This is a genomic window from Stenotrophomonas sp. VV52 (assembly GCF_002893095.1).
Taxonomy (GTDB): Bacteria; Pseudomonadota; Gammaproteobacteria; order Xanthomonadales; family Xanthomonadaceae; genus Stenotrophomonas; species Stenotrophomonas aracearum.
In genome coordinates this window covers 23,467-46,180 of sequence record NZ_KZ622866.1, presented here as the reverse complement: position 1 = coordinate 46,180, position 22,714 = coordinate 23,467, and the positions used below count along the sequence as shown (strand labels likewise).

General features: G+C 62.2%; 26 protein-coding genes. 8 read left to right on the top strand and 18 right to left on the bottom strand.

Annotated features, from left to right (window positions below; translation table 11 throughout):
* The coding region (locus C2U58_RS20135; RefSeq protein WP_216362374.1) for a hypothetical protein at nt 1–359 on the top strand (359 nt) is incomplete at its 5' end.
* Between the two features lie 10 nt (nt 360–369).
* Here C2U58_RS20135 and C2U58_RS02185 read toward each other — a convergent pair.
* From C2U58_RS02185 to C2U58_RS19995, 8 genes are all read right to left on the bottom strand, one after another.
* Entirely contained in the window at nt 370–1,530 is a 1,161-nt protein-coding gene (locus tag C2U58_RS02185; protein ID WP_102944354.1) for a zonular occludens toxin domain-containing protein, read from the bottom strand.
* Nucleotides 1,527–1,817, bottom strand: coding sequence for a DUF2523 family protein (locus C2U58_RS02180; protein ID WP_102944353.1), 291 nt, complete (start codon nt 1,815–1,817; stop codon nt 1,527–1,529). Before C2U58_RS02180 ends, C2U58_RS02185 begins: the two co-directional genes overlap by 4 nt.
* Nucleotides 1,817–3,319 carry an A coat protein gene (locus C2U58_RS02175; RefSeq protein ID WP_216362373.1) on the bottom strand — a complete coding sequence of 501 codons (1,503 nt, stop codon included), beginning with the start codon at nt 3,317–3,319 and terminating at the stop codon, nt 1,817–1,819. Before C2U58_RS02175 ends, C2U58_RS02180 begins: the two co-directional genes overlap by 1 nt.
* 121 nt (nt 3,320–3,440) lie before the next feature.
* Nucleotides 3,441–3,698 (bottom strand): hypothetical protein, encoded by a 258-nt coding sequence (locus C2U58_RS02170; protein ID WP_146033386.1) that lies wholly within the window; start codon nt 3,696–3,698, stop codon nt 3,441–3,443.
* On the bottom strand, nt 3,695–3,901 hold the full coding sequence (locus C2U58_RS02165) for a hypothetical protein (RefSeq protein ID WP_102944361.1): 207 nt from the start codon (nt 3,899–3,901) through the stop codon (nt 3,695–3,697). The genes C2U58_RS02170 and C2U58_RS02165 overlap by 4 nt, the downstream gene beginning before the upstream one ends.
* Nucleotides 3,902–3,945: 44 nt before the next feature.
* Nucleotides 3,946–4,215, bottom strand: a complete 270-nt coding sequence (locus C2U58_RS02160) for a G5P family DNA-binding protein (RefSeq protein WP_253256619.1) — start codon at nt 4,213–4,215, stop codon at nt 3,946–3,948.
* Nucleotides 4,212–5,261 carry a replication initiation factor domain-containing protein gene (locus C2U58_RS02155; protein WP_253256617.1) on the bottom strand — a complete coding sequence of 350 codons (1,050 nt, stop codon included), beginning with the start codon at nt 5,259–5,261 and terminating at the stop codon, nt 4,212–4,214. The genes C2U58_RS02160 and C2U58_RS02155 overlap by 4 nt, the downstream gene beginning before the upstream one ends.
* A 70-nt stretch (nt 5,262–5,331) precedes the next feature.
* Nucleotides 5,332–5,484: a hypothetical protein gene (locus C2U58_RS19995; RefSeq protein WP_172448054.1), complete on the bottom strand. Its 153-nt coding sequence runs from the start codon at nt 5,482–5,484 to the stop codon at nt 5,332–5,334.
* A 149-nt stretch (nt 5,485–5,633) separates the two neighbouring features.
* Between C2U58_RS19995 and C2U58_RS02150 the strand changes: the two genes are divergently transcribed.
* The 3 genes from C2U58_RS02150 to C2U58_RS02140 all read left to right on the top strand — a co-directional run bounded on the left by C2U58_RS02150 (nt 5,634) and on the right by C2U58_RS02140 (nt 7,226).
* On the top strand, nt 5,634–6,020 hold the full coding sequence (locus C2U58_RS02150; protein WP_102944350.1) for a DUF3693 domain-containing protein: 387 nt from the start codon (nt 5,634–5,636) through the stop codon (nt 6,018–6,020).
* 137 nt (nt 6,021–6,157) lie between these two features.
* Entirely contained in the window at nt 6,158–6,691 is a 534-nt protein-coding gene (locus tag C2U58_RS02145) for a hypothetical protein (protein WP_102944349.1), read from the top strand.
* On the top strand, nt 6,669–7,226 hold the full coding sequence (locus C2U58_RS02140) for a hypothetical protein (protein WP_146033385.1): 558 nt from the start codon (nt 6,669–6,671) through the stop codon (nt 7,224–7,226). The genes C2U58_RS02145 and C2U58_RS02140 overlap by 23 nt, the downstream gene beginning before the upstream one ends.
* Nucleotides 7,227–7,279: 53 nt before the next feature.
* Here the strand turns inward: C2U58_RS02140 and C2U58_RS02135 are convergent, their stop codons facing one another.
* From C2U58_RS02135 to C2U58_RS02105, 6 genes are all read right to left on the bottom strand, one after another.
* Nucleotides 7,280–7,480 (bottom strand): hypothetical protein, encoded by a 201-nt coding sequence (locus tag C2U58_RS02135; protein WP_102944347.1) that lies wholly within the window; start codon nt 7,478–7,480, stop codon nt 7,280–7,282.
* Nucleotides 7,481–7,706: 226 nt separating this feature from the next.
* On the bottom strand, nt 7,707–8,300 hold the full coding sequence (locus tag C2U58_RS02130; RefSeq protein WP_102944346.1) for a hypothetical protein: 594 nt from the start codon (nt 8,298–8,300) through the stop codon (nt 7,707–7,709).
* 63 nt (nt 8,301–8,363) lie between these two features.
* A complete protein-coding gene (locus tag C2U58_RS02125; RefSeq protein WP_102944345.1) occupies nt 8,364–9,782 on the bottom strand; it encodes an HlyD family type I secretion periplasmic adaptor subunit in 1,419 nt (472 codons plus the stop codon).
* Nucleotides 9,779–11,959, bottom strand: a complete 2,181-nt coding sequence (locus C2U58_RS02120; protein ID WP_102944344.1) for a type I secretion system permease/ATPase — start codon at nt 11,957–11,959, stop codon at nt 9,779–9,781. The genes C2U58_RS02125 and C2U58_RS02120 overlap by 4 nt, the downstream gene beginning before the upstream one ends.
* 216 nt (nt 11,960–12,175) lie before the next feature.
* Nucleotides 12,176–12,643 carry a hypothetical protein gene (locus tag C2U58_RS02115; RefSeq protein ID WP_146033384.1) on the bottom strand — a complete coding sequence of 156 codons (468 nt, stop codon included), beginning with the start codon at nt 12,641–12,643 and terminating at the stop codon, nt 12,176–12,178.
* 396 nt (nt 12,644–13,039) lie between these two features.
* Nucleotides 13,040–13,264, bottom strand: coding sequence for a hypothetical protein (locus C2U58_RS02105; RefSeq protein WP_102944341.1), 225 nt, complete (start codon nt 13,262–13,264; stop codon nt 13,040–13,042).
* Nucleotides 13,265–13,285: 21 nt separating this feature from the next.
* Here C2U58_RS02105 and C2U58_RS02100 point away from each other — a divergent pair, with 21 nt between their 5' ends.
* Nucleotides 13,286–13,744 carry a LysR substrate-binding domain-containing protein gene (locus C2U58_RS02100; RefSeq protein WP_216362372.1) on the top strand — a complete coding sequence of 153 codons (459 nt, stop codon included), beginning with the start codon at nt 13,286–13,288 and terminating at the stop codon, nt 13,742–13,744.
* A 99-nt stretch (nt 13,745–13,843) separates the two neighbouring features.
* On the opposite strand, the gene C2U58_RS02095 is transcribed toward C2U58_RS02100, so the two are convergent.
* Nucleotides 13,844–14,197 (bottom strand): helix-turn-helix domain-containing protein, encoded by a 354-nt coding sequence (locus C2U58_RS02095; protein ID WP_253256621.1) that lies wholly within the window; start codon nt 14,195–14,197, stop codon nt 13,844–13,846.
* Nucleotides 14,198–14,593: 396 nt separating this feature from the next.
* On the opposite strand from C2U58_RS02095, the gene C2U58_RS02085 reads away from it, so the two are divergent.
* Genes C2U58_RS02085 through C2U58_RS02075 form a run of 3 tightly spaced genes read left to right on the top strand, consistent with a single transcriptional unit; the run spans nt 14,594 to nt 18,020 of the window.
* Nucleotides 14,594–15,316, top strand: coding sequence for an ABC transporter ATP-binding protein (locus C2U58_RS02085; protein ID WP_102944339.1), 723 nt, complete (start codon nt 14,594–14,596; stop codon nt 15,314–15,316).
* Nucleotides 15,313–16,752 (top strand): DUF3526 domain-containing protein, encoded by a 1,440-nt coding sequence (locus tag C2U58_RS02080; protein WP_102944338.1) that lies wholly within the window; start codon nt 15,313–15,315, stop codon nt 16,750–16,752. The genes C2U58_RS02085 and C2U58_RS02080 overlap by 4 nt, the downstream gene beginning before the upstream one ends.
* Nucleotides 16,749–18,020: a DUF3526 domain-containing protein gene (locus C2U58_RS02075; RefSeq protein WP_102944337.1), complete on the top strand. Its 1,272-nt coding sequence runs from the start codon at nt 16,749–16,751 to the stop codon at nt 18,018–18,020. Before C2U58_RS02080 ends, C2U58_RS02075 begins: the two co-directional genes overlap by 4 nt.
* Here the strand turns inward: C2U58_RS02075 and C2U58_RS02070 are convergent, their stop codons facing one another.
* From C2U58_RS02070 to cobN, 3 genes are read right to left on the bottom strand one after another with little or no spacing between them, the layout of a single operon-like run.
* On the bottom strand, nt 18,021–18,353 hold the full coding sequence (locus C2U58_RS02070) for a DUF2149 domain-containing protein (protein ID WP_102944336.1): 333 nt from the start codon (nt 18,351–18,353) through the stop codon (nt 18,021–18,023).
* Nucleotides 18,353–18,829, bottom strand: coding sequence for a MotA/TolQ/ExbB proton channel family protein (locus tag C2U58_RS02065; RefSeq protein WP_102944335.1), 477 nt, complete (start codon nt 18,827–18,829; stop codon nt 18,353–18,355). Before C2U58_RS02065 ends, C2U58_RS02070 begins: the two co-directional genes overlap by 1 nt.
* Before the next feature lie 3 nt (nt 18,830–18,832).
* Nucleotides 18,833–22,711, bottom strand: a complete 3,879-nt coding sequence (gene cobN / locus C2U58_RS02060; RefSeq protein WP_102944334.1) for a cobaltochelatase subunit CobN — start codon at nt 22,709–22,711, stop codon at nt 18,833–18,835.
* Nucleotides 22,712–22,714: the final 3 nt, after the last annotated feature.

Here is a 22,714-nt window from a genome sequence, read left to right as displayed (position 1 = left end):
AGGGGCGCTGCCCCTACACCCCGGCTAGAATCGGCAAGGCACGCAATCAGGGAAATTCGGGCATGGACAAGCACGGCTGGCAAGTGGTGGCAGGACTGCTAGGGCTGGCGCTCGTGGGATGCGCCTTCGGCCTGGCGGCAACACGAGGTGTACTGGCGCAGGAGCGCAACGACCGAGCGGTCTGCCCGAGCGAGGCAGCAGAACCTGCTGTAGTCCGAGAGGCTGCGCCAGCCTCAGTTGTTCTGGGACTTCCAGTACCGGACGCCGCCCAGTGCGCAGGCGGGGTCTACATTATCCGAACGGAACACGGCTTCGAATCGCTGCTAAGCGGCGGACAGCCGATCCGCTGCACGCGTTGACCTTACCGCCTCAAGTGCCTTCGTAACGGTTCTGCGGTGACTCCGGGAAAGTGCCAAGGATCCTTGCCTCCTTTCCAAGCACAGCCCCCTGTACCCCGGGAGCGGGCTGCGGCGCAGCATGATGGTCGCGCGCGTCGCTGGCGAGCGGCCGCTCATTGCGCTGGGCCTCCACCGGTGGCTTGAACGGGTTGTACGGCTCACCCCAGCGAGCGATATCCCGGCAAACGTCATCCCGCACCACGACGCGGGTGTGCTGCTCAGTGACGCACCGGCACGAGTTGCTGGTGGACATGCAGTAAATGTGCGGGTCCGATACGACTGGCCGCGCCATGAAAGCTGGCGCCGACCACGGCACGTCCTGTACCTGGGGGGTGATGGCGGCGATGTAGTCCGTTCCTGTCCGCATCGCAACGCGGCTCGCAGAGGGATTGATCGCAGGGTCGCCGCCGCCGCTCCGGGTCGCCGTGGGCGCCCCAGAGGCGGCAGCAGCGCCCTGCTCTTTCGTGGACGCGATTTCCGCGTATGCATTGCGGAACATGAAGTACCACACGCCCCCAAGCATCAGAACGCCGGCACCACCGATCAAGATGGCCTTTCTTACCAACGCCGGCATACGGTACTTGATCGTGTGACCGCTGTTGGCGGAGACGTACATCTTTCCCGCCGTTTCGATTGGGAACCGGAACACCTCGTAGTCCGCCTTGGACCGACCTCGCGGGCTGCGCGGGTCTTCCATGATTTCGTCGCACCGGTACAGCTTGGAGGCCAGTTTTCCAGACTCGCGCAGCAGATGCTCATGGCAACCCACGAGATCCTTGATGTGGCTGTCCAGGTACTTGGGGTGCTGGGTAAGAAGCACCATGCGCACGCCTTCTTCGCCGCGCATGGTGTTCATGGCTTTGAGGTAGTCGGGGGCGTAGCCCGACCGGCGCTCGCCGAACCACTTCTGAGCCTCGTCAACGAACAGGATGGCGCCGGACGGCAGCTCCTGCCACTTACGCGGGTCTTCCCAGTCAATCACGCCGGGCACTTCCAGCCCCTTGAACCCGGATTGATACACCTTCTCTTCGTCTTTGACAGCCTCGTTCATCAGCTGCACGGCACGAAGCGTCTTACCGCTGCCGAGAATGCCGGTCAGCAGCGACATTGCTGCGGTCTTATAGATGCTCATGGGGTATCCCTTTTCCGCAAGAACAGGCGCTCAGTTCCCTTGAAACCGTAAGCGCTCAGGATGATCGATACGGCCACATCGATGCCGAGGGCATGCAGCCACATCGCGATGCTGCCCGGCATCGCTTGCCACTTGGCAATGGCCCAATCAAGGAGCGGCTGAAGAATGAGCAGGTAACTGCCGAGCCCGACACCGAGCCCCATGAAGGTCTTTGTGACCCAGCGCGCTGCCTTGTTGATGATCAGCTTGGAGAGCCAAACACCCAATCCATCGGTAAAGTCAAGCATCAGTTGCCCCTTATGATCGCGATTGCGGTCAGCGTCGCGCCAGCGATGATCAGGACACGAAGCACGGCAATGAAGTCCAGCACTTGCTGGGGCATTTCGAACTTGATGCCTTCGACCGACAGGCTGAACCCGAGCTGCCCTCCCCCATAGGCGACTTTGCCTTCGTCAAGCGACAGCTCTTTGCCCGAGTCGTCAATGAAGATGCTGCCCTCTCCGTTGTCGCCGTCGCCCTGCCCTGCATGTCCTTCGACGGAACCCTTGATGCCCTCGACGGCGCATCGCGAACGCCACTGCTGCAACAGCTGGGAATACGCCTCCGCCTTGCAGCTGGAGCCAACGCAGACCGGCACGTCACTATTCGAACAGCCTTGGCCCCCGCTGATCGTTGACCCTTTCGTGTTGCACTGAATCTTCCACGTAAACGTGAGATGGAGACACTTGAGCGTGTCGCCTGTGCATGCGGGGGCCTGCTCGCAATTGCCGCTGTCCGTCGCGGAATCACCTTCGCCGTCGTCCGAGCTGGAGCCGCCGCCGCTGCCGGTACCGGGCTTGCCGTTACCGGATGTGTTCTTGCCGCCGTCAGGCGCGTTGTCGCCGGTTCCGTTCTTGGCAGTGCCATTGGGAACAGATCGGTAATTGGTCACGTTGTACGTCGTGCAGCTGGTGCCAACACAGACCTCATTCTGATGGCCCTCCTTGCGCTGCCACTCCTGCTCGGGCGGTGCCGGTTGCGACGGTGGCGCTACTGGCTTGCCCTGCGGGCTCTTGCTCTGGCCGTCACTGCCGTCTGCCTGTGAGCCTTCCTGTCCTGGCTTCCAGCAGAAGGTCTTTCCGGTGGACGACGTGGCGCAGTGGTCGCCATTGGGCTTTGAACAGGACGTTTGGCCCGACCCGAGCGCTACACATTCGTCCTGCTTAGGCTTCTGTGGAGCTTCCTTGTTGTCCCCTTCCGGACCGATGCCCTCCTGCCCCTTGGGCCTACTACACGTCTGGCCGGTGTAGTACCGATTTCGCTGGCCGTAGACCTTCATACCGCCGTTGCTCTGCGAAAAGGTCTCCCCGGTGATCTGACAGCCGCCAATGCACTTTGCGGGCTCTGAGTACCACGGGGGCGCATCGCCGGGTGGATACCGACTGTTGCGCGACTGGCAGCTCTGGGAGAAATAAGTGCTACCGGCGTTGGCTGTATTGGAGCCGTTCGAGCACGCGACCTGCGCAAGATATGTGCCCGCGTCTGCGAGCCTGACATTGGCCCCGGTATAGGTGACAGTCGAGCCGCCGACCATTTTGCATATGCGCGGCCCCTCGCTGTCAGCGAGGTTGGTCGCGGCAACGAACGCCTCGCCCTGATCACAGGTAACAGGGTTTGGGCCGCACGACTGTGCAGCAGCTTGAGCCCCGGCGGAACAGAGGTGAAGCACTGAGGCAACCAGCACCGCCGCCACGGCATACGCGACACGCCGCACCAATGCCCTTGCGAAGTACTGACCGAGCGCGCGCATTAGACGCGAGCCGCCACGGCGGTGAGCGCTACCCACCAAATGAGCATTACCAAGCCTTCCATAGGGGTCCCCAATTGAAAAAGGGGAGGTCGCCCTCCCCTTGTGGCCTTACTGACTTCGATCAGCGACGACCGCCGATCAGACCAGCAGCGCGCAGGCCCCACACGGCAGCGGCCAGTGCCAGGACGATGACCAGCGCGTAACCAGCGTACGTGGTGATCTTGCTGGTGATGGTGGACGGGTCGAACGTCGCATCCTGAGCCATGGCGAGGCCCGGCAGCATGGAAACGGTGCCGATCAGGGCAACGCCACGAGCCTTGGTGGACGCAGCGAGGGCCTTGGCACGCAGGGCGAAGCTTTCACGGTTCATACGGTTCATCGGATTTCTCTCTCTTCAGGTGGGAAAAGCAGGCGTTTTGCGACGGCCAAGATCATCACGGAAGTGAAGAACACGGCGCCGACCTCGTTGGCCTGTTCAACGGTGGGTAAGTAGTGCGTCCAATCCGACTGCTCCAACCAGACCTCCTTGCTGCAATGGTCGGTTGCTTCGTCGTACGTGACGCACGTGAGAACGCGGGCCATGCTCACGGCCTCCAATAAGTGGTGCTGGTGAGCTGGCCCATGGGTCAAGCCTGCGGCTTTGCCGAGGCGGGTGCGGCCTTCGCGCCGACCGGAACGAGGTCGACGTAACGCTTGAGCGTCAGATCGCCGTAGGTACCCAGCGCGAAGGACTTGGGATCAATGTCGTACTCGCCCGGCGTATAGGCGGGGCGCTGGCCGAGGCCGACACGGAACGGCAGCTCGAAACCGTTGCCCAGGTCGAGGCCGACCATCTGGGAACGCATGATGGTCCCGGCTTTCTGGTTCCGCTCTTCATCGACAACAGCAGATTTCACGCGGCAAATTGGCATAGTCCTTCCCTCACATATTTGTGGAGTGCGTCACCCTTGGAGATACCGCGAAACCGTCCGGGGTGACCGTCACGGAGGATGCGGGCTTCGGCTACATCGGCCCACGAAGGACCGAACGCGCCACGAAGTACGTTGAGGAAGGGGCCGACCTGTCGGTGTGCCCACTCGATACCGGCTTCCACCGATACGTCCACCTGTTTGCGGATGGTGCGCAACCTGCTGCACACACCTTTGATCAAGTCGCGAAGAACGCTGTATGCGCCACGGAGGTAAGAGCCGGGATCAAGCAGCACTTCCAGCGGAACCTCGACGTGCTTGCCATACAGGCGCACCTCTGCGCGCACCCATGGGGAGGACGACAGCCCGAGCTGCTTGCCCTTCTCGTACACGCACAGCTCTTTGTGGCCTTTTCCGCCGACGTACAGAGTGTTGCCGGTGCCGTGGCCTTCATCGGACATAAAGCGGTGCCGAGGAGGACAGCCGCCCTCGGCGAAGCCACCTTCCGCAGCTACTTGACGCAGCGCGTGTACGTCCAGGCGCTTGCCTTCGAAGTCGTCATGGGCACAGTCAACGCGGCTGATCTTGGCTTTGAGCTGAGAGGCGGCGTTGAACGTCACGCGCCAGTCCTTGACCCATTTGCAGCCAGCGCCGGTGATGCTGACGCACACCGTTTCCCGGTTGCCACCCATGCCGATGCGGCCAACAAGCTCGCCCTCGCGATCTTTGAGGACGGCGGACAGGGGGTAGAAATTCCAGTTCTTCTCGCGGATGGCACCCGCTACGACTTCACCCCGGAAACCGAACAGCTTGTACAGCAGAACATCGACGTTGGAACAGCGAAACTCTTCAAGGGCGGAAGCGGGCATCACAAGGGTCAGGTAGTCGATGATCGCGGTTTGCTCACCCTTTTGGCCCGTGTTACTCCCCGGGCCAATCTGCGCTGCTCCCTGCCCCTTTTCCCCGACGTAAACCGGGGAAAAGCCCCTCTGCGGCGTCATGGCCACCAGCACACGTGCGGAAGGCGCGCTCATTCGAATGGCCCGCGACGAATGGCCTTGAACCACACGTAGGTCAGCAGGAGCGCGATGGGTACGAGGAAGATCACTTGCGAACCTCCGCTGCTGCCCTGGCTGCGAACGCAGCGTCACGAATTGCGGCGGTGGCATCGCGCTCGCGGCGGGCAATCAGCCACGCGCCGAGTCGAGCAAGTCCGGCGAACACGGAGAGGACCCCCAGCGTGCCGACAGCGAGCATGTATGCGTCCATCCCCTACCCCATCCCCCAGCCCCTAGATTCCCGCCAGCGCCCTAGGGGGAGCGGCTGGCGGGTGGTGTCAAGCATTCCTCGACACCGGGGCGAACTGTAAAGTACCCCTATACACCCCTGTCAAGTAGGTATCGACAATGAGCGCCAGCTACGACCTGTTCTGCCGCTGGAAGCATGTGCAGAAGATCCAGAGTGACAACGCTGGGGCTCTGGCGCTGGGCGTTTCGCGCGCGACGGTTTCTCTTTGGAAACAAGGCAAAAACGCCGAAATCCACTACATCGAGCGGATGGCAAATGAGATCGGTGACAGCCCGGAGATGTGGTCGGCGGTCGTGATGGCCGAGCGGAGCAATTCGGAGCCCGAGAAGGCCGCTTGGAAGCGAATTGCGCAGAAGTTGGCTACGGTCGCCATGACCCTACTGCTAGGGGTCGGACTCGGATCGCCTCGCGACGCACAGGCCGCTGTAGGGCATTCCGCCACGGACTCTGTATACATTATGCGAAATGTAGTGACTGGGTTTTGAAGCGCTGGATCCTTGTTCCTTCGCATTCTTACCGGTGCTTCCTCGCTATCCCGACCTTGAGCGACTGCAAGTTCTGATGGGTCCACGCCTTCAGGTCATGGGACAATTGGTTGGTCGCTCCCAACTGCACCAAGTCAATGCCCCGGATTTCCGACTTCGACAAGTTCCTCGCCGACCAGAGAGCTGACAAAGCGAAGTATGGCGACCTGTCCGAGCGCAAAGCCCAATGGATCGGCAAGATCGACGCTCTTTACGGCCAAGTCCGCACGCTTCTTGAACCCTATCAGGCGAATGGCAGCATGGAGTTCACCCGGTCCCTGAGCGAAATCCATGAGGAAGAGCTTGGTAGCTATCAAGCACCCAGCCTGACCATCAACCTGGGTGCCAGCAGCGTCCGTTTCATGCCGATTGGCACCATGCTGCTTGGATCGCCTGGTCGAGTCGACCTCGTGGGACTGCGCGGTAGCGTGCGCTTTATCCTTGTGTTGCCCGATATGGACCGCCCGATGCATATGGCCGCTGCGGAACCGAAACGAGGCCGGCTGGATCTAGCACCGTATATCTGGAAAATTTCGACGTCACCGCCCGGGATTCGCTACAGCGTAATCGATGCAGCCAGCCTGCAATCCGCGATCATGGAGGCCGCAAATGGCCACTCCCGTCATCGCTAACCCCGATGTTCCGAACTATTCCCAAGTCGTTGGTCATCACGCCATGGCCAGAGAAGCGATTGGGCTGCTGTTCTCAGATTCGAATCCGGACTACTCCGACTTCCCACTGGAAGCGGTTGAGAATAGACGCAGGTCGGCGTTGAAGAACCAGGAGCTGCGCGACATGATGGCCCTCCTCGCCTTCCTTGAAGCCTGCTTTCGGCTGGACTTCACCAACAGAAAGCGTCTGAAGCTGAAAGATAGGCTTTCTAAGTCTCTCATCAAACTGTTCAATCGAAAGCACAACAAAGCCAGGTTGATGGAGGACATCATCAAGGGATGGCAACAGGAAGGCTTGTTGTCCCATTCCCAATATGACCGCATCAGCAGTGCCTTCAAGCTCAGACACTGGATCGCTCATGGGCAGTACTGGTCGCCTACCAAGATCAAGCCTCACGACTTTAGCGAGGTCGCAGAGTTCGTTGAAGGATTGGTCAATTCGCGCGTCTTCAAGAGCGACGGTATCGATCTGGTAGGTTCGCCCCGCATACTGTGACCCCCTGCCCTCGCTCCAAGTCAACTCAACGTGTCCACGTCTAGGCTGTGGCCTCAGCTCCGCCGGCGTCCGCTCACGCGCGGCTCTATCGCTGCATTGATCGCCCCCAGCCGGTCAGCAATCGGACCGAGCGTTGCCTTGCTCACCCCCATCTCTCGGGCCATGGGCACCACCTGTCGCGCCACCTCGGCCATGGTTTGAATGATCGGCCGCGCCTGCCCCTCGGACAGTTGGTAGTAAGGCGCGAGGTTCAACAGATCCTGCAGGTCGGATCCTGCGTCTCGCCTCCGGCAAAGGTCATTGTGTGATAGCCGCCCGGACCGCTCATGTAGGTCAGGTCATACGCGGGGGAAATGTCCCACTGGTTGTTCCGCCCCGTGATGAAGGCAAAATTCTCCTGTTCGCCAACAGCGCATAATCGAGTTGATCTGCCATGTCTGTTCCTTGAGCGTTGGTGAGGCTTCCAGATGGGATGACGCACTAACAGTTGGTTTCCCAGGACGCTGAGGTTGACTTGAACTGGGGGGAACTCGTGGGCCAAAGCATTTCCTTGTACTCCTCCCGGATCAGGCCCGACTCGCCTGTCGGTCGAATGTGGGTCAAGAGATTCGCGCGCCTGCCGTTCAAGCCAGGTTGCAGGGGCACGACACGCCACGCTCCCCCGGCGACCGAGTTGTACTGCACGTACTGCGAGGCAGGGCGGCCCATGTCGTACCAAGTGCTGCACCACATGTAGGTAGCGACGACCGACCAGGTTGATGAAGCCGGGTCGTAATCCATGACGACCGGAATCAAGCCTGATCGCCACACTGGAGGATTGGCAAAGCCGTCCACCTCCGGGATCCGCAACGTGGTCTCCTTGGGCTTCCAGCCGGTTGCGCGCATGGCGATATCTCGCGTGATGGTCCCTTTCGCTGTGCGCTTCACCACTATCAGCCGGCCGTCGGAGAGACGCACTTCCTCTTTCCACCTCTCACTCATGCGACTGCAGCCGACCATCGTCAGCACCAGCGTGCACAGCAGGATGAGGCGCAAGGCGCGGACCAACGCGGCGGTTGCCCCTGCAGTCTCCATGTTGAAAGCTCCTATCAACGTCAGAGAGTCATAATCTGGGCACGCGAATGCGGGCCGGACCGCTTACCGCTCCCGCAAAGCCTCTTGCCCGTGCTGTTGCAGCGGGCTCAGCAGGTAGTCGATCACCCGCCGCTTCCCGGTCTTGATCTCGGCGCTCAGCGTCATGCCGGCGCTCATGGCCACCACCACACCGTCGATATCCAGCGTGCTACCGTCCAGGCGAATGCGGGCAGGAAACACCAGGCCCAGCTGCTCGTCCTGCGCCGCGTCATGCGACACGCTGACGACCTTGCCGGTGAGATAGCCGTAACGCGTGTACGGGAAGCTTTCAATTTTCACCGTCACCGGCTGGCCGGGGCGCACGAAGCCGATGTCCTTATTGAGAACGCTGGCCTCGACCTCCAGAGCCTCCTGCGGAACTACCGCCAGCAGCTCCTGCGCTGGCGTCACCACCCCGCCGACGGTATGAACCGCCAATTGCTGCACGGTGCCGTTTACCGGTGCACGCAGCGTCATCAGCCGGTCGCGCTGGTCGGCCTTGGCCAGCTCTGGCGTGCCTTGCGCTACCTGCTGTTCGGCATCGCGAAGCTCGTCGCGGGTCTGGCGTCGGAAGTCGGTAACCAGCACGCGCAGCTCTTCCTCGGCAGCGCTGAGTGCAGAATCGATCTCGTGCAGCCGATTTCGCTGGGTAGCCAATTCGCGATCCGCTGCGATGCGCTCCTGCTCGCGCAGCAGGTATTCGTGGCGGCCTACGTACTTCCCCTCGACCAATCGGCCATAGTCTTCGGCGCGGTCCCTGGAAATGCGCGCGGACTCAGCCAATGGCGCGATCGCGTCGCGCGTGGTCTGCCGTTCGGCGCGACGCTGGTCGATCGTGGCCAGCAGGTTGTGGCGCTTGGCCTGCAGCGCGTCGAATTGGCTGTTTGCCAAGGCCTGCTCGGCGGCGAAGCGCTCGGCTGGCACGTCGGCGGCAAAAACCAACTGCGGCGTTCTGCCGCTGTCAATCGCCTTGTCCAGTGCCGACAGGCGGAGCGAGGCCAAGCGTGCCTCGGTCAGGGTCTTACGGGCCTGTGCCAACTCGGCGCCAGTTGCGGTGGCATCGAGCTCGATCATCGGCTCCCCCGCCTTCACCCTCTGGCCGTCACGCACGAGGATTCGACGGACGACCGCGGTTTCTGCCGGCTGCACGATCTTCGTCCGCGAATCGACCACCATCCTGCCCGGCGCCACCGCGACGATATCGAGCTTGCCGATGGCTGCCCACAGCAGCGCCACGACGAAGAACGCGATGAGCACACGCATGGTCCAACGCGCTGTGGGAGAAACCGGAGTTTCGATCAGTTCCAGATGCGCGGGCAGGAAGGCGCGCTCATCTGCATGGCGCACCGGCGTATCCATTTCGCGGCGCGACGCCCATGCTGCGCGGAACACGCCGAGATAACGCTGCGCGAACGCTTTCGATCCTTCCATCACGTGCTTCATGGCGCTCCCGCCTGCAGCCGGTGCAGCCGCGCATAGTGGCCGTCAGGCCGATCCACCAGCTCAGCATGACTTCCGGTCTCGACGATGCTGCCCCGCTCCACTACTACGATCCGGTTGGCGTGACGCACGGTCGAGAGCCGATGCGCGATGATCAGCACGGTGCGCCCTTTGCAGATGGACCGCATGTTGCTCATTACCGCGTGCTCGGACTCATAGTCCAGTGCGCTGGTGGCTTCATCCAGGATCAGGATGCGCGGGTCGGTGATCAGTGCCCGCGCGATCGCCACGCGTTGCCGCTGGCCGCCGGACAATCCGGCGCCGTGCTCGCCAACCACGGTGTCGTAGCCTTCGGGTAGTTCCGTGATGAAATCATGCGCGCCTGCCAGTTTGGCCGCGTGGATCACCCGCTCCAGCGCCATGCCCGGATCGGCCAGTGCGATGTTCTCGCGGATGGTGCGGTTGAACAGGAAGTTCTCCTGCAGCACCACCCCTAGCTGGCGTCGCAGCCAGGCCGGATCGGCCAACGCCAGGTCATGCCCATCGATCAGTACCCGGCCGCGCTCCGGCGTGTAGAGCCGCTGCACAAGTTTGGTCAGTGTGCTCTTTCCCGAACCCGAACGGCCGACGATGCCGATCACCTCGCCGGCTTTGATGTCCAGTTCAATCCCGGCAAGGACCTCCGGCGCCTCTGGGCGGTAACGGAAATGCACCCGCTCGAAACTGACCCGGCCTTGTATCGGCGGCAACGCCACCCGGCTGCCCGGCACCTCCGTGCGGGTGTTGAGGATATCGCCCAGCCGCTCGACCGAAATTCCGACCTGCTGGAAGTCCTGCCATAGTTGTGCCAGTCGGATGATCGGTGCCGCGACCTGTCCGGACAGCATGTTGAAGGCGATCAGCTGCCCGAGTGACAGCTTGCCCTCAAGCACTTGCTTGGCACCGAAGAAGAGGATGGCCACGCCAACCAGCTTCTGGACCAGTTGCACGCTTTGCTGGCCGACGGTGGCCACGCGCGTGACGCCGAAGCCGGCGCTGACATACCCCGCCAGCTGGTTGTCCCAGGTTCGGGTTGCGCGCGGATCGACCGCCATCGCCTTGACCGTACCGATACCACTGATCGTTTCGACCAGGAACGACTGGTTGTCCGCGCCGCGTGCGAACTTGTCCTGCAGGCGGCGCCGCAGCACCGGTGTAATGCCCGCCGAGATCAAGGCGTACACCGGCAACGAAAGCACGACGATCAGCGTCAGCCAGCCGCTGTACCAGAACATTACTGCCAGGAAGACCACGGTGAACAGCAAGTCCAATACCGAGGTCAGCGCCTGGCCGGTCAGGAAGGTGCGAATGTTCTCGAGTTCCCGCACGCGCGCGATCGTGTCGCCGACGCGGCGTGATTCGAAGTAGGCCAACGGCAGCGCGAGTACATGGCGGAACAGCCGGGCACCCAGCTCCACATCGATCTTGCTACTCGTATGCGAGAAAACATAGGTGCGCAAGCCGGTCAGTACGACTTCGAACACCGCCATGCAGACCAGGCCGATGGCGATTACGTCCAAGGTGGTCAGTCCGTTGTGCACCAGTACTTTGTCCATCACCACCTGGAAGAACAGTGGTGTGACCAGCGCAAACAACTGGATGAACAACGAAACGACAAACACCTCCAGCAGCATTCGCCGGTACTTGATGATTGCCGGGATGAACCAGGTGAAGTCGAAACGCGCCAACTGTCCAAGGACCGAAGCCCGCGAAGCGACCTGCAGCAGGCGCCCGTTGTAGCGTTGCTGAAGCTCCTCCAGTGATATCTGGCGGGGTCGGCGCTCAGCCAGGTCATGAATCAGCGCTTGCTCACCCTGGATCCGGGCGATCAGGAAAGCCTGACCGTCGGTGCCCCACGCCAGCGCGGGGAAGTTGGCTAGCGACAGGCGAGTTGCCGCCAGCGTGGAGACCTTCGCCTTCAGCTCGAGCTTGCGCGCCGCGAGCAACAGCGTGGTCTCATCGAACGCCTCGCCATTTCTGCCAAATTCATGCGCCAGCTGTGCGGCGTCGGCAGCGATGCCATGGAACTGCGCGAGCAGTACCAAGCCGCGCAGGCCCAGATCGTGTTGATGGGTTTCGTCAGATGTGGCGCTATCGCCTTCCGCGCCAACGACGGCAAGTGCTGCGGTCCCCTGTTGCATAACGTCCCTGCTATGCGGGCCCCGACTGGGCCTTATGCGCGTAGCATTGGCATGGATTCAGGATCGCGTCAATACTTTGGCGCAAACTGCGACCGACCGCTCACTTTTCTGCCTTCCAAGGGGTGCTGCGGGCCGCAGGAATGCCGTTCAGGTCTCCTGGTTGCGCGACCCCAGGCTGACCGAGCTCAGCCCCAGCGCTGCCGGATCGGCCTCCAGCTACCTGCACGCCTGAGACACGTCAATACCGTCTCTGTGCTTCAAAACAAATGCCTCAAAATCCTCGGGTCCAGGCGCAGGTCCGGCTGGACCCCCGGGGTGGCCCGAGCGCTTCAGGCGCGCGTACATGGATTCCCGAAACTTCTGAACATCCGGCGCTCGCTGATCAGACTGCGCCATGGCATGAACGAACATCACATCCCTCCCATTGTCCAGCAGCAGAAGCGGGACGCCTTTGCAACTGAACGAGAATGACGTGGTTTCCTCCGCCCCCCCGTAGAACCGAATACCCTTCGCCTCGACTGTGCGCGCAAAAGTTTCGGCACTTCTGCGGAGCTCCACATACTCCTCGAATGGAAGCGATTCGAACGTGGCTAGGTTTGACTGTATTCCTGTGGGATACAGAAGCCATGTTGCTGAAATCATTGCGATGGAAAGAAACGAGACCAGCAGTATTGTGGTTTTCATTGTGGATCTTGGCCGGCCAGAAGCAGAGGCTGCACTTACACTCTCCAGACTTTGCTGCCTACGGGTACGTCAGACTCATCTAGTCCAAGCAGATAGACCATTAATTTGAAACCGCCAGGTCGAAAGTGCTCATAACGAAGTTCTGCCTTTGCGGGCAACCTGGTGCCGTCCGGGCGCTCGACGATAACGGCACATTCGCAACTGTGCTTGTCATGCGGGAGCGCCAAATCGGGCGTGACCACCAAGTCTCGGCCGGTGATCATAAAGCAGTGCTCGACGCTTAGTAGAAGCTCCATTCGTTTCCTCTCAAAATCGCGTGCAACAACGCTTGAGTAATGCCAACTCGTTGATTACAGGTCGCCACTGCAATTTTCATGCTGGATGCTCCAATCATTGTCAGGTAGCTTTCGTTACGCTTTGACTTGATACGTCAGCCAGCGACGCTTCCAACAGGTTGACATAGGTGTCCAGTCTTATCCGCATGCCCATCAGCACCCAGCCGAGTACATATAGCAGAACCATGGCGGCAATCACCATGCCCGAGACAAGATTCACGTCGAAGGCAGCCGCCCAGTCGCCCCACTTCCAGTTGCGGAACTGAAGATAGAGCGCCACCAGCATGGGAAACAGCTTGAGAAAGACATGATCGCGGTCCGCCTTACGCCTGACCTGAAGATGGTGGCCGTGGCCGCTCCGGAATACCTGGCAAGGTGCGGAACACCCACGTCGCCTGCCGACCTTCACCAGCATGCCTGCATCAACTGGAGGCTTCAGGCAGACGGCAGGCAGTATCGCTGGGAGTTCAAGAAGCGGGGGCAGCGCCTGGATGTCGCGGTGGAAGGTCCGGTCGTCACCAATCATGCTGACATCGGCATCGCGGCCGCACTGGGCGGACTCGGCATTGCCTATCACTTCGAGCAGGATGGCGTGGCCGAGCATATTGCCCAAGGGCGGCTGGTCCAGGTGCTTGCGGATTGGACGGTGTCGCGGCCTGGGCTGTTCCTTTACTACCCGAATAGACAACATCGACCCGCCCTGCTCGGAGCATTGATCGACTGCCTGCTGGACAAAGGCGTGTTCGCTGAGGTCCAGGAAGCATAAGTCGAAGAACCCGGCACCCGACCGGGGCCGGGCGCCGGGGCTTCATCAAATGGCGTTGATGCGGCGGTCACGCAGAGCCCTTCCCGAGGATCCCGCCGGCTATACCCCGAGCATCTCAATGATCGCTTGGGCCATTTTTCTTTTTCGAGGGGAGAGGCGCCTGATCAGGGAAAGAATCGTTCCCTCAAGCTCATTCTGGACGTGGTCCGCATTCATCTGCACGGCCGCGTCGAGTCCTTCTCCGTCAGTCGAGGACAGCCCGCGTCCAGTGGCCAGCCACTCGAACCGTACTCGAGTGATGACTGCAATCTGCGCAAGGTGAGATACGCATGGCGTCGTGCCCTTCGGACACTCCCACTGGGCTACGGCGCTGCGTTCAACCCCGGCTTCTTTCGCCAGTTGCGACTGAGAGAGCCCTGCTCTCGTCCTTGCTGCCCGGATTCGGTCCGACATCGCCCACATCGCAGTCCCCCTGCTTATCCCTTTGCATCGGATACCTCGAAACTTTCCGAAGATTCTGAACACCTCGCAGAACAACGGATTCCAAGAATATCGGCCAGCGCCCCGGAATATGAAGGAGCTGCGGGTATAGAGGCGGTCCCAGCACACGAGTTTCTCGCTACTGGTCACGGCACGCCGTTGTCAACGTGCTGGGCAAAGCCGGCACGACGCTCGAGGCGAGCAAACCACGCTTCCACAGCCGGAAGATCAGGCTTGTCACCTGGGGTCATCCGCCAGCGCTGGGTCGACAGATCGGTCGCCTGCCAGTCCCAGCGCCCGGACCATGTAACGTTATGTCATATCATAACGTGGTAGATTGCTCGGCCCCTCGTTGTTGAGCACAAGACCTTGAGCGCCACTACTCCTGTCCTCGACGTCCGCGCCCTGAGCGTGGCGTTTTCCGGTAAACCGGTCCTTTCCGATCTCAGTCTCCAGGTCGAGACCGCCAGCATCTATGCCCTGCTTGGTGGCAACGGGGCCGGCAAGTCAACGACGTTGTCGGTGCTGCTGGGCTTCCTGAAACCTACTGCCGGCCAGGTCCTCGTAGCTGGGGTAACGCCCTGGGTAGAGCCGGCCCGTGCACGTAGCCAGTTGGCCTGTCTGCCGGAAAACGTGGCGCTGTACGAACATCTCACGGCGGTCGAGAACGCGGACTACCTGCTTTCGCTCAGCGGCATGCGGGTATCGCGCGACGCCTTGGTGGAAGCGTTGCGTACCGCGGGCCTGCAGGAGGCTGCCTGGCACCAGCGACTGGGGCGGTTCTCCAAGGGCATGCGCCAGAAGGTGGCTATCGCCATCGCCTTGATGCGCCAGGTGCCCGTCCTGCTGCTGGACGAACCGACGTCCGGCCTGGATCCGGGTGCCAGCGCCGACTTCCATGGTCTGCTTGAATCCGTACGTGCGCGCGGCACTTCCGTCCTCATGGTGACCCACGACCTAATGGGTGCGGTGGACGTCGCTGACCGGATTGGCGTGCTGGAACGTGGCCGGATCGCCTACGAGTCGGAGAAAGCCCGGTTTGACCTGCCGGCGCTGCATGCCCACTTTTCCGGACGGGCACGCGCGGCATGAGTGCCTGGTCGTTGGTCATGCGCAACGAACTGCGCGCCATGGTGCGCAGGCGCACTGCCGTGGTCGGAATCGTGCTGCTCGTCCTGCTGGCGATCGCCGCCTCGGTGGTGTCCGCGCACCACATGCAGTCTTCAGCGGAGTACCGGATGCGCCAACAGGCTGCCGCGCAGGAGGCGTTCGACGCCCAGCCGGACCGGCATCCGCACCGCGTCGTGCACTACGGGCACTTCGTGTACCGGTTGCCCACCGCGCTGGCAGCTTTTGATCCAGGGGTCGATCCTTTTACCGGCAGCAGCATGTTCCTGGAGGGCCATCGCCAGAACTCGGCCAACTTCGGCGATGTGATGCAGAGCTCGATCCTGACCCGGTTCGGCCAGCTCACGCCGGCGTTCGTGCTGCAGATCCTGGCACCGCTGATGTTGATCTTCCTCGGCCATGGGGTGTTGGCCGAGGAGCGGGAGCGCGGCACGTTGCGTCAGCTCATGCTGCAAGGGGCCACGGCGCGCGCCATCGTGTGCGGCAAGCTGGCGGCCCTGTGGCTGGTGTCGGCGCTGTTCATGCTTCCCGCATTTGTTGGGCTGGCAGTGTTGGCAGCGGCTCCCGGGGCATCGCTGGCGGTCGCGGCGGCCTTGATGCTGGGGTACGTGCTGTACCTGGGCAGCTGGTGCGTCGCGATCGCGGTGGTATCGGCACTGTTGTCCCGCCGCCGTGACGCGTTGCTGGTGCTTGTTGCCGGCTGGGCGGTTACTTCTTTGCTGGTGCCGCGCGTGGCTCCGGACATCGCCCATGCCGCGTTCGCGCTGCCCGATCGACTGCAGACCGAGGTAAGCATCGGCCGCGATCTTCGTGCTTTGGGTGACAGTCACAACCCGGATGATCCCTACTTTTCAGCGTTTCGCAGGCAGGTGCTGGCGAAGTACGGTGTTTCCCGGATCGAAGACCTGCCCGTGAACTACAAAGGCCTGTTGGCCGTCGAAGGCGAGCGCATCACGTCGGCGTTGTTCAGCGACTACGCCCAGCGCAGTGCGGAGCTGCAACACGCCCAGAACCAGCTCGTGGGCCGGTTCGCCCCGCTGAGCCCCTCCATCGCGCTGCGGCAGCTCTCGATGGCGGCCGCTGCGACCGATCTCTCTTCGCATCTGCGCTTCCTTGAGCAGGCCGAAGCGCACCGCTACCGCATGGTCCAGCATCTGAACCAGCTGCAGGCCGACGCGGTGAGCTACGCCGATGACACGGCCAAGGATCCGAGGGCCGATCAGCGCAAGCGGGTTGATAGCACCCACTGGCAGGAGATTCCGCATTTTGAGTACGTACCGCAATCGTGGACGGCAGGCCTGCACGCCATGATGCCCGGCCTGCTGATGTTGTTGGGGTGGCTCATCGCCAGCCTGCTCGCCCTGGTGCTGAGCACCCGTCGTCTGGAGGTGACCCGATGAACGTCTGGAAGTACGAATGGATGCTCCTGCTGCGCTCGAAGGTGGCCGCAGCGGGTCTGGCATTGCTGGTGGTATTGACGATTGCGAGCCTGGTCTCCGGCGTGCAGAGGATCGACAGCCAGCGCGAGGCAATCAGCCGAATCGTCGCCCTGCAGCAGGAAGACATGGAGGCGGTCATGGCTGCCCATGGCGGATCGCAGGATGCCGGTACTGCGGCCTATTACTCGTTCCATCCCACCTGGAATCCGCCTTCGCCACTGTCCTTCGCCGCCGTGGGAATGCGTGACGTGGCTCCTTTCATGCTGCGGGTTCGGGCCCTCGGGCTGGAAGCCCAGATTCACGATGGCGATGCCTTCAACCCGGAACTGGCGTTGGCAGGACGTTTCGACTTCGCATTCCTGCTCACGTTCCTGGCGCCGCTGTTTGTCATCGTCCTGTTCCATGACCTGATATCGTCAGAACGTGAAGCTGGGCGTGGACGACTGCTGGCCAGCCTGCCAGGCTCCATCATGGCCTTGCATGGACGTCGTGCATTTGTCCGGTTGGCGGCCTTGGGCATCGCGTTGGGTGCTCCCTTTACTGCGATAGCGATGCAGCAAGGGGTTCCGGTCCTTCAGATCGCCGGCGTCCTGGCGCTGATGCTCGTCTACCTTGCCTTCTGGCTGCTGATCGCGCTTCTGGTGGGTTGGCGCGGTTGGAGTTCAGGGACGAATGCCGCAACGCTCGCTGCGGCGTGGGTGACGATTGCCCTGGTGCTGCCGGCACTGTCAAACGTGGTCATTGAACGCGCCATTCCAGTGGAACAAGGCGCGGAGATCGCGCGTGCGCAGCGTGAGACGGTCAATGGGGCGTGGGATATCCCCCGCGAAGACACCATGAAACGGTTCTATGCGAAGTATCCCGAATGGAGCGCTTCGAAGCCACTGGGGAGCGCGTTCCACTACAAGTGGTATCTGGCCTTCCATCAGAACGGCGATGACGAGGTGGCCCCCATGGCAGCGGCGTACCGCGCGGGCATCGAGCGACGTTCGGAGGCGGCAACGCGACTGGGCTGGCTGCTGCCGCCAGTGGGTCTCCAGGCCGCGTTGACGCGCATGGCCAAGACAGACATGCGCGCGCACCTTGCGTACCAAGGGCGGATCCGGGCTTACCACGCACAACTTAGGCACTTCTACTATGGCTTCCTCTTCCAGGATCGCCCGTTTGAGGCAGTACACTACCTGCAGGCGCCCACGTTCTCCTCCGAGGGTGCTGACGACGGACGTTGATCAGGGCGCTGCCGTCTCCGGCACGCCCCCCTCTGGTACGTACACCATCCGGCCGTCCGGCAGGCGGTAGGTCACGCCGGCCTTGATACCGCCACCCTCTCCAATCTCGCCTGTCGACTCGTATTTGGTCAGCTCTTCGCCCTTCTTGACCGTGATCCGCATATCGGCCTGACCTGGGTTCTCGATCACGGTGACATCGGCCGAAGAGAACGGATTCAGCGGATTCTTGACGACGACGATCATCAGGATGCCGGTCACCACCAGGAACAGATCGATCAGGTTGACGACAGACAGAATGGGGTCGTCGGCTTCGTCGTCTTCGAGAAAGCGCATCAGATGTTCTCCTGCTGTCGTTCAAAGTGACGCAGCTCCTCAAGCAGCCAGCGCCTGCGGATGGTCATCACGAAGAAGGTCAGACTGGCGGCAACCAGCGCCAGAATCACCGACGAGAACGCGACGACCATATTCTCACCCACGCTCTGCGCGTCGCTCCTGGTCAGGGCCAGCAGTGCCGGTCCCATCGGGATCATGGTGGCCACCAAGCCCAGCATGGGCGCAGTGCGCGAAACGATGCGCAGCAGCTCCAGACGCTTGAGTATCCAAAGTTCTGCGTCATCCGTGGTTCCGCCGGCACCGGCGTGCCACCGCATCAGCGCCGAGTTGTACTGGCCGCGCCAGCGCTTGAAGGCCTCCCAAAGGAACCCACCCAGCGCGACGAAGGCGTAGGCCAGTGCTGCCAGGATCAGCATGAGAACGGGCGCGAGGAAGATATGGGAGAGCTCGTAGAGCGTTCTTTCAATGGCATTCATGGGTCATCGTTCTTGCATGGAGGGGGATACAGGGGATCGGGATTGCAGCCACGCACCGAGCGCGACGAGCATCAGGATCGTGAGCAATGCCAGCCAGGTGCTGTTGCTGGACTCGGCAGGCGGTGCAGCAGCGGTCTGGCGCATGACGCGTCCCCGAACACTCGGTACCGGCGCCGGGAGGGTTGCCGCGGGCGTAGCAGATGCCGGAATTACGGCCGCGGGCATGGGAGTGCCCGTTCCCTGCGAGGTTCCGTAGCCTGCCCTGCCGAGGTGGGAAGGTTGCTGGATCGTCGCGTTGCCATCCGGCCGGGTCAGCGCCGCCAACTGGTCAAGCCGGTCCTGAAGCTCCCTGCGCGTCAGATCATCCGGCGCCCAATAACCTCGGGCTATGGCTTCCTGAAGCCGAGCAATGAGCTGGGCCTGGGCAGTGGGATTGTCCTGTTCGAACCAGCTCGAGATGCCTTGTCCCCTCGCATCGCGGACATAGGTGTCGTGCACGGCCTGCCACTGCGCCTCGCGCACGGTACCCGGTGCCGTGACCTGCCAGCCCAGCAGATTGTCTGTGGTCTTCAGCACTTCCAGCGTCCCCGCGTAGCCCTCCGCTTTCATGGCTGCCGTCCATGCCGGATTGAGCAGGCCGGCACGGAGCTCGTCTGCCAGGAAGCGGGTCGCCGTCGTGGTCTTTGGGGCCGCTTCACGCAGGTCCGAAATGAACAGCGAGGGCGTCTTCCCATCCAGATGCCTCACAGCCAAGGCCAACCCGCCCAGGTACTCGAAGGGATGGTCCGTACTCAGCAACCCATTGACGTTGGAAGACCGCGAGAGCACCGCCGCCTGGACGCCACGAAGCTGCTCCGCGAAGAGGTTGCCGCCCGATAGTGTAATGGCACGCCCCTTGGCGTCGTAGCCATACTGCAGGCTTTCCAGAAACCCGTTCGCCAGTGTCGCGTCGTCCTTTGACGCACCCTCGGAGCGATCAAGCACCGCACGGCCGAGGCCACTCCCGAACACACCAGGCGCATTGCTGAACACCCGCAGGTTCGAGAGTGCCCTTGCCTGCTCTGCAGACATGCCGCGCTGACGCAGGGTCTGCTCGACCGCGGCGGAGTTGCGCGCGATTGGATTGGACGCGGTGGCCGGCATGCGGCTCAGGTGTTCCACCGCATCTGCAAGCATGCGCAGGAAGGGATCGAACTGGTCTCGGTACACACTGGTGGCCTGCACCACGACGTCGATGCGTGGATGCTTCATCTCTACGTCCGGCACGATCTCCAGCGCGATGACCTTGCCGGCGTCGTTCCATTTCGGCCTCAACCCCATCGCATGAAGGACCTGCGCCTCCAGCACCCCCAGGTGGCGAATGGCTTCGCTGGACCACAAACTGATGGCCAGCTTCTCCGGGAATGCCGCACCGTGCTCCTGGCGGTAGGCGTCAATGAGCTGATCCAGTGCCACCCGCCCGCTTTCAAATGCGGCCCGGGTCGGCAGGCGGTCAGCCTCGAACGCGTACAGGTTCCGACCACTGCGCACCTCAGGCGAACGAATGGGATCGCCTCCTGCGCCCGGCGGAACGAAGCCGCCAGCGAGGCCCCTTAACAAGGATTCGACTTCCTGCGTGTCCACCAAGGCGGCATCCAGCTGCCGGGCGCGCTTCAGCTGCGTTCGCACTGCTTCTGACAGGTGCTCGACGGACACCTCGTCCTCGCGAAGGTACTTCTGCAGTGTCTGGTAAGGAAGACCATTACGGATCTGCTCTGCGTCGCCGGTGTTGGCTTCTTCCGCATCCAGACCTAGCGCCTCCAGGTAGGCCGGGCCAAGCTGCTGCATCACCGTCATGAACCGCAGTTCTTCAGGAGCGGACTCTCCGAACGTATGCAGGCCGAGCGGCAGCTGGCGGCGGGCCAGTTCGTGCAGGTGATCATGCAACGCCTGCAGGAAGGCCGGAAAACGGGACTGCATGTCCACCGCACTCCACCCCATGTCGCCGGCGATACCCGAGCTGTGCGCCAGCTCCTGCAGCTGCGCGGCAGTCGTGTCGCGAACCTGCCCATCATCGAGCTGCTGGTACTCGTGCACCAGCTGATGCAGGTCCCGAAGCTCATCGTAAAGCCCCGATGGCGCGAATGCAGGCGTCTGGTGACTCACGACCACGGCGCGACCACGGCGTTTGGCCTGCATGGCCTCGCCGATATTGTCCTGGATGTACGGGTAGAAGACGGGAACGTCGCCAACCGTCAGCCATGGATAGTCGCCCGCCCAGAGCCCGCGATCCTTGCCAGGCGTCCACTCCTGGGTTCCATGCGTACCGAAATGAACGATGGCATCCGCCTGCCACTCAGCACGAATGTAGAGGTAGGCCGCCAGGTAGTAATGGCTGGGGACTGCACCCAGATCATGGGTGGCCTGGCCCACCTGCCCTGCCCTGGGCGGCTGTGGCATCACCAGCAGATTACCCAGGCGCAGCCGCGGTAACACGAAGCTCTTCCTGCCGTTGACGGTGCGGACAAACGGACTGCGTGCAGGATCACCCCACTGACTGTTCAGCTCAGCCCGGCGTGCCGGTGGAAGCGTGGCCACCCAGCGCTGATAGCGCTCCAAGGGGAGCGCCACCGCCAGATCGCGTGCAAGAAGATTCTCCAGCGTCTCTGGACGATAGTAACCGCCGAGCAGCGCCTGCGAGCCTTCGATGATCGCCTTCTCACTGGCAGGTGCCACGGTGTAGCCGGCGGCCTGAAGCTTGGGCAGGAGTGAGGCGACACTGCGCGGCACATTCAGATGCGAAGCCGACAGGTTCTTCTCTCCATCCGGCGAGTTCCAGAACAGAAGGGCCAGATGTTTGTCGGCGACAGGCACCGTGCGCAGCTTTCCGATCCTGACAAGCTTGCCGACGAGAGCCTCCACCTGTTCTGGAATAGGCTGCAGGCTGCCATTGTCTGTTGCTGAGACCACCGTCGGGTCCGACGTGCCCCAGGTCTCAGGCAGCGCGACGAATGTCGCCATCTGGGACATCGGGACGCCGCTGGTCGCGTTGCGCCACTCCTCGCTGTTGCCTTGCCGGTAGTTCAATCCCTGTATCACCGGAACATTCAGACCGACGAACTCCTGCGAAAGCGCTGCTCCATTCTGCAGGTGGGTGAGATTGACGACCGCAGAAACGTTGATCGCGGCAACTGCGTTGCGAAGTCCATCATCCAGCGCCTGGTCGTACCAGACTCCGAAAAGGGAAATCTTCTTCCGTCGCCCTTCCGTGATGAGCGCGTCGACCACCTGGGTCTGCATTGAACTGACGTTGTTGGCGGCGATGATCACCGCTACGCGCGGCCAGGCAGCTTGCCCAGCCTTCTCCCAGACATCTTCCAACTCCAGCTGATTGTCAGACGCTGGCTGGCCAAGCCCAGCGTAGTAGCCGACGGCGGGGAGTACGCGTGGCGTGCGAACGCTGTCGAGCGCGGGGTCCTGCACGGCCCATCGGCGGAGCCATTCGCCCAGCGCCCTGAAGTTGTACTCGCCACCATTGGCGTAATAGCTGGCCACGCGGCGTGCGTGGCCGGTGTCCAGACCCGCCGATGCGGGCGGTCCGCCACCCACTTGCACCCAGGGCGTCTGCCCGCGCAAAAGCGCGGGCCTGATCGATGCCATGACCTGCTCGGCATCCGAGGGTCTGGGACTGTCGACGATGACCAGGTCGACGCCTGCCGGCCATCCGTCGGGCAACGCACGCCCACCGCCCACCAGCCGGTGCTCGACGCGTACGCCCTCAGGTGCCATCAGGGCATCAACCGCCACAATCTTCGCAGGCATGATGAAGTCATTCGTTACCACCTCCACCCGTAGGCCCCCTGCCCATGCAGGCAGGGAGACCGTCAGGCCGAGCAGCAGCATCCA

Excerpts from the sequence above, each read along its gene's own strand:
- C2U58_RS02185 (WP_102944354.1), bottom strand. The coding sequence starts at position 1,530 with ATGAGCATCTATAAGACCGCAGCAATGTCGCTGCTGACCGGCATTCTC.
- C2U58_RS02180 (WP_102944353.1), bottom strand. The coding sequence starts at position 1,817 with ATGCTTGACTTTACCGATGGATTGGGTGTTTGGCTCTCCAAGCTGATC.
- C2U58_RS02175 (WP_216362373.1), bottom strand. The coding sequence starts at position 3,319 with ATGCGCGCGCTCGGTCAGTACTTCGCAAGGGCATTGGTGCGGCGTGTC.
- C2U58_RS02170 (WP_146033386.1), bottom strand. The coding sequence starts at position 3,698 with ATGAACCGTATGAACCGTGAAAGCTTCGCCCTGCGTGCCAAGGCCCTC.
- C2U58_RS02165 (WP_102944361.1), bottom strand. The coding sequence starts at position 3,901 with ATGGCCCGCGTTCTCACGTGCGTCACGTACGACGAAGCAACCGACCAT.
- C2U58_RS02155 (WP_253256617.1), bottom strand. The coding sequence starts at position 5,261 with ATGAGCGCGCCTTCCGCACGTGTGCTGGTGGCCATGACGCCGCAGAGG.
- C2U58_RS19995 (WP_172448054.1), bottom strand. The coding sequence starts at position 5,484 with ATGCTCGCTGTCGGCACGCTGGGGGTCCTCTCCGTGTTCGCCGGACTT.
- C2U58_RS02150 (WP_102944350.1), top strand. The coding sequence starts at position 5,634 with ATGAGCGCCAGCTACGACCTGTTCTGCCGCTGGAAGCATGTGCAGAAG.
- C2U58_RS02145 (WP_102944349.1), top strand. The coding sequence starts at position 6,158 with ATGCCCCGGATTTCCGACTTCGACAAGTTCCTCGCCGACCAGAGAGCT.
- C2U58_RS02140 (WP_146033385.1), top strand. The coding sequence starts at position 6,669 with ATGGCCACTCCCGTCATCGCTAACCCCGATGTTCCGAACTATTCCCAA.
- C2U58_RS02130 (WP_102944346.1), bottom strand. The coding sequence starts at position 8,300 with ATGGAGACTGCAGGGGCAACCGCCGCGTTGGTCCGCGCCTTGCGCCTC.
- C2U58_RS02125 (WP_102944345.1), bottom strand. The coding sequence starts at position 9,782 with ATGAAGCACGTGATGGAAGGATCGAAAGCGTTCGCGCAGCGTTATCTC.
- C2U58_RS02120 (WP_102944344.1), bottom strand. The coding sequence starts at position 11,959 with ATGCAACAGGGGACCGCAGCACTTGCCGTCGTTGGCGCGGAAGGCGAT.
- C2U58_RS02115 (WP_146033384.1), bottom strand. The coding sequence starts at position 12,643 with ATGAAAACCACAATACTGCTGGTCTCGTTTCTTTCCATCGCAATGATT.
- C2U58_RS02105 (WP_102944341.1), bottom strand. The coding sequence starts at position 13,264 with ATGCTGGTGGCGCTCTATCTTCAGTTCCGCAACTGGAAGTGGGGCGAC.
- C2U58_RS02100 (WP_216362372.1), top strand. The coding sequence starts at position 13,286 with ATGATCGCGGTCCGCCTTACGCCTGACCTGAAGATGGTGGCCGTGGCC.
- C2U58_RS02095 (WP_253256621.1), bottom strand. The coding sequence starts at position 14,197 with ATGTCGGACCGAATCCGGGCAGCAAGGACGAGAGCAGGGCTCTCTCAG.
- C2U58_RS02080 (WP_102944338.1), top strand. The coding sequence starts at position 15,313 with ATGAGTGCCTGGTCGTTGGTCATGCGCAACGAACTGCGCGCCATGGTG.
- C2U58_RS02075 (WP_102944337.1), top strand. The coding sequence starts at position 16,749 with ATGAACGTCTGGAAGTACGAATGGATGCTCCTGCTGCGCTCGAAGGTG.
- C2U58_RS02070 (WP_102944336.1), bottom strand. The coding sequence starts at position 18,353 with ATGCGCTTTCTCGAAGACGACGAAGCCGACGACCCCATTCTGTCTGTC.
- C2U58_RS02065 (WP_102944335.1), bottom strand. The coding sequence starts at position 18,829 with ATGAATGCCATTGAAAGAACGCTCTACGAGCTCTCCCATATCTTCCTC.
- cobN (WP_102944334.1), bottom strand. The coding sequence starts at position 22,711 with ATGCTGCTGCTCGGCCTGACGGTCTCCCTGCCTGCATGGGCAGGGGGC.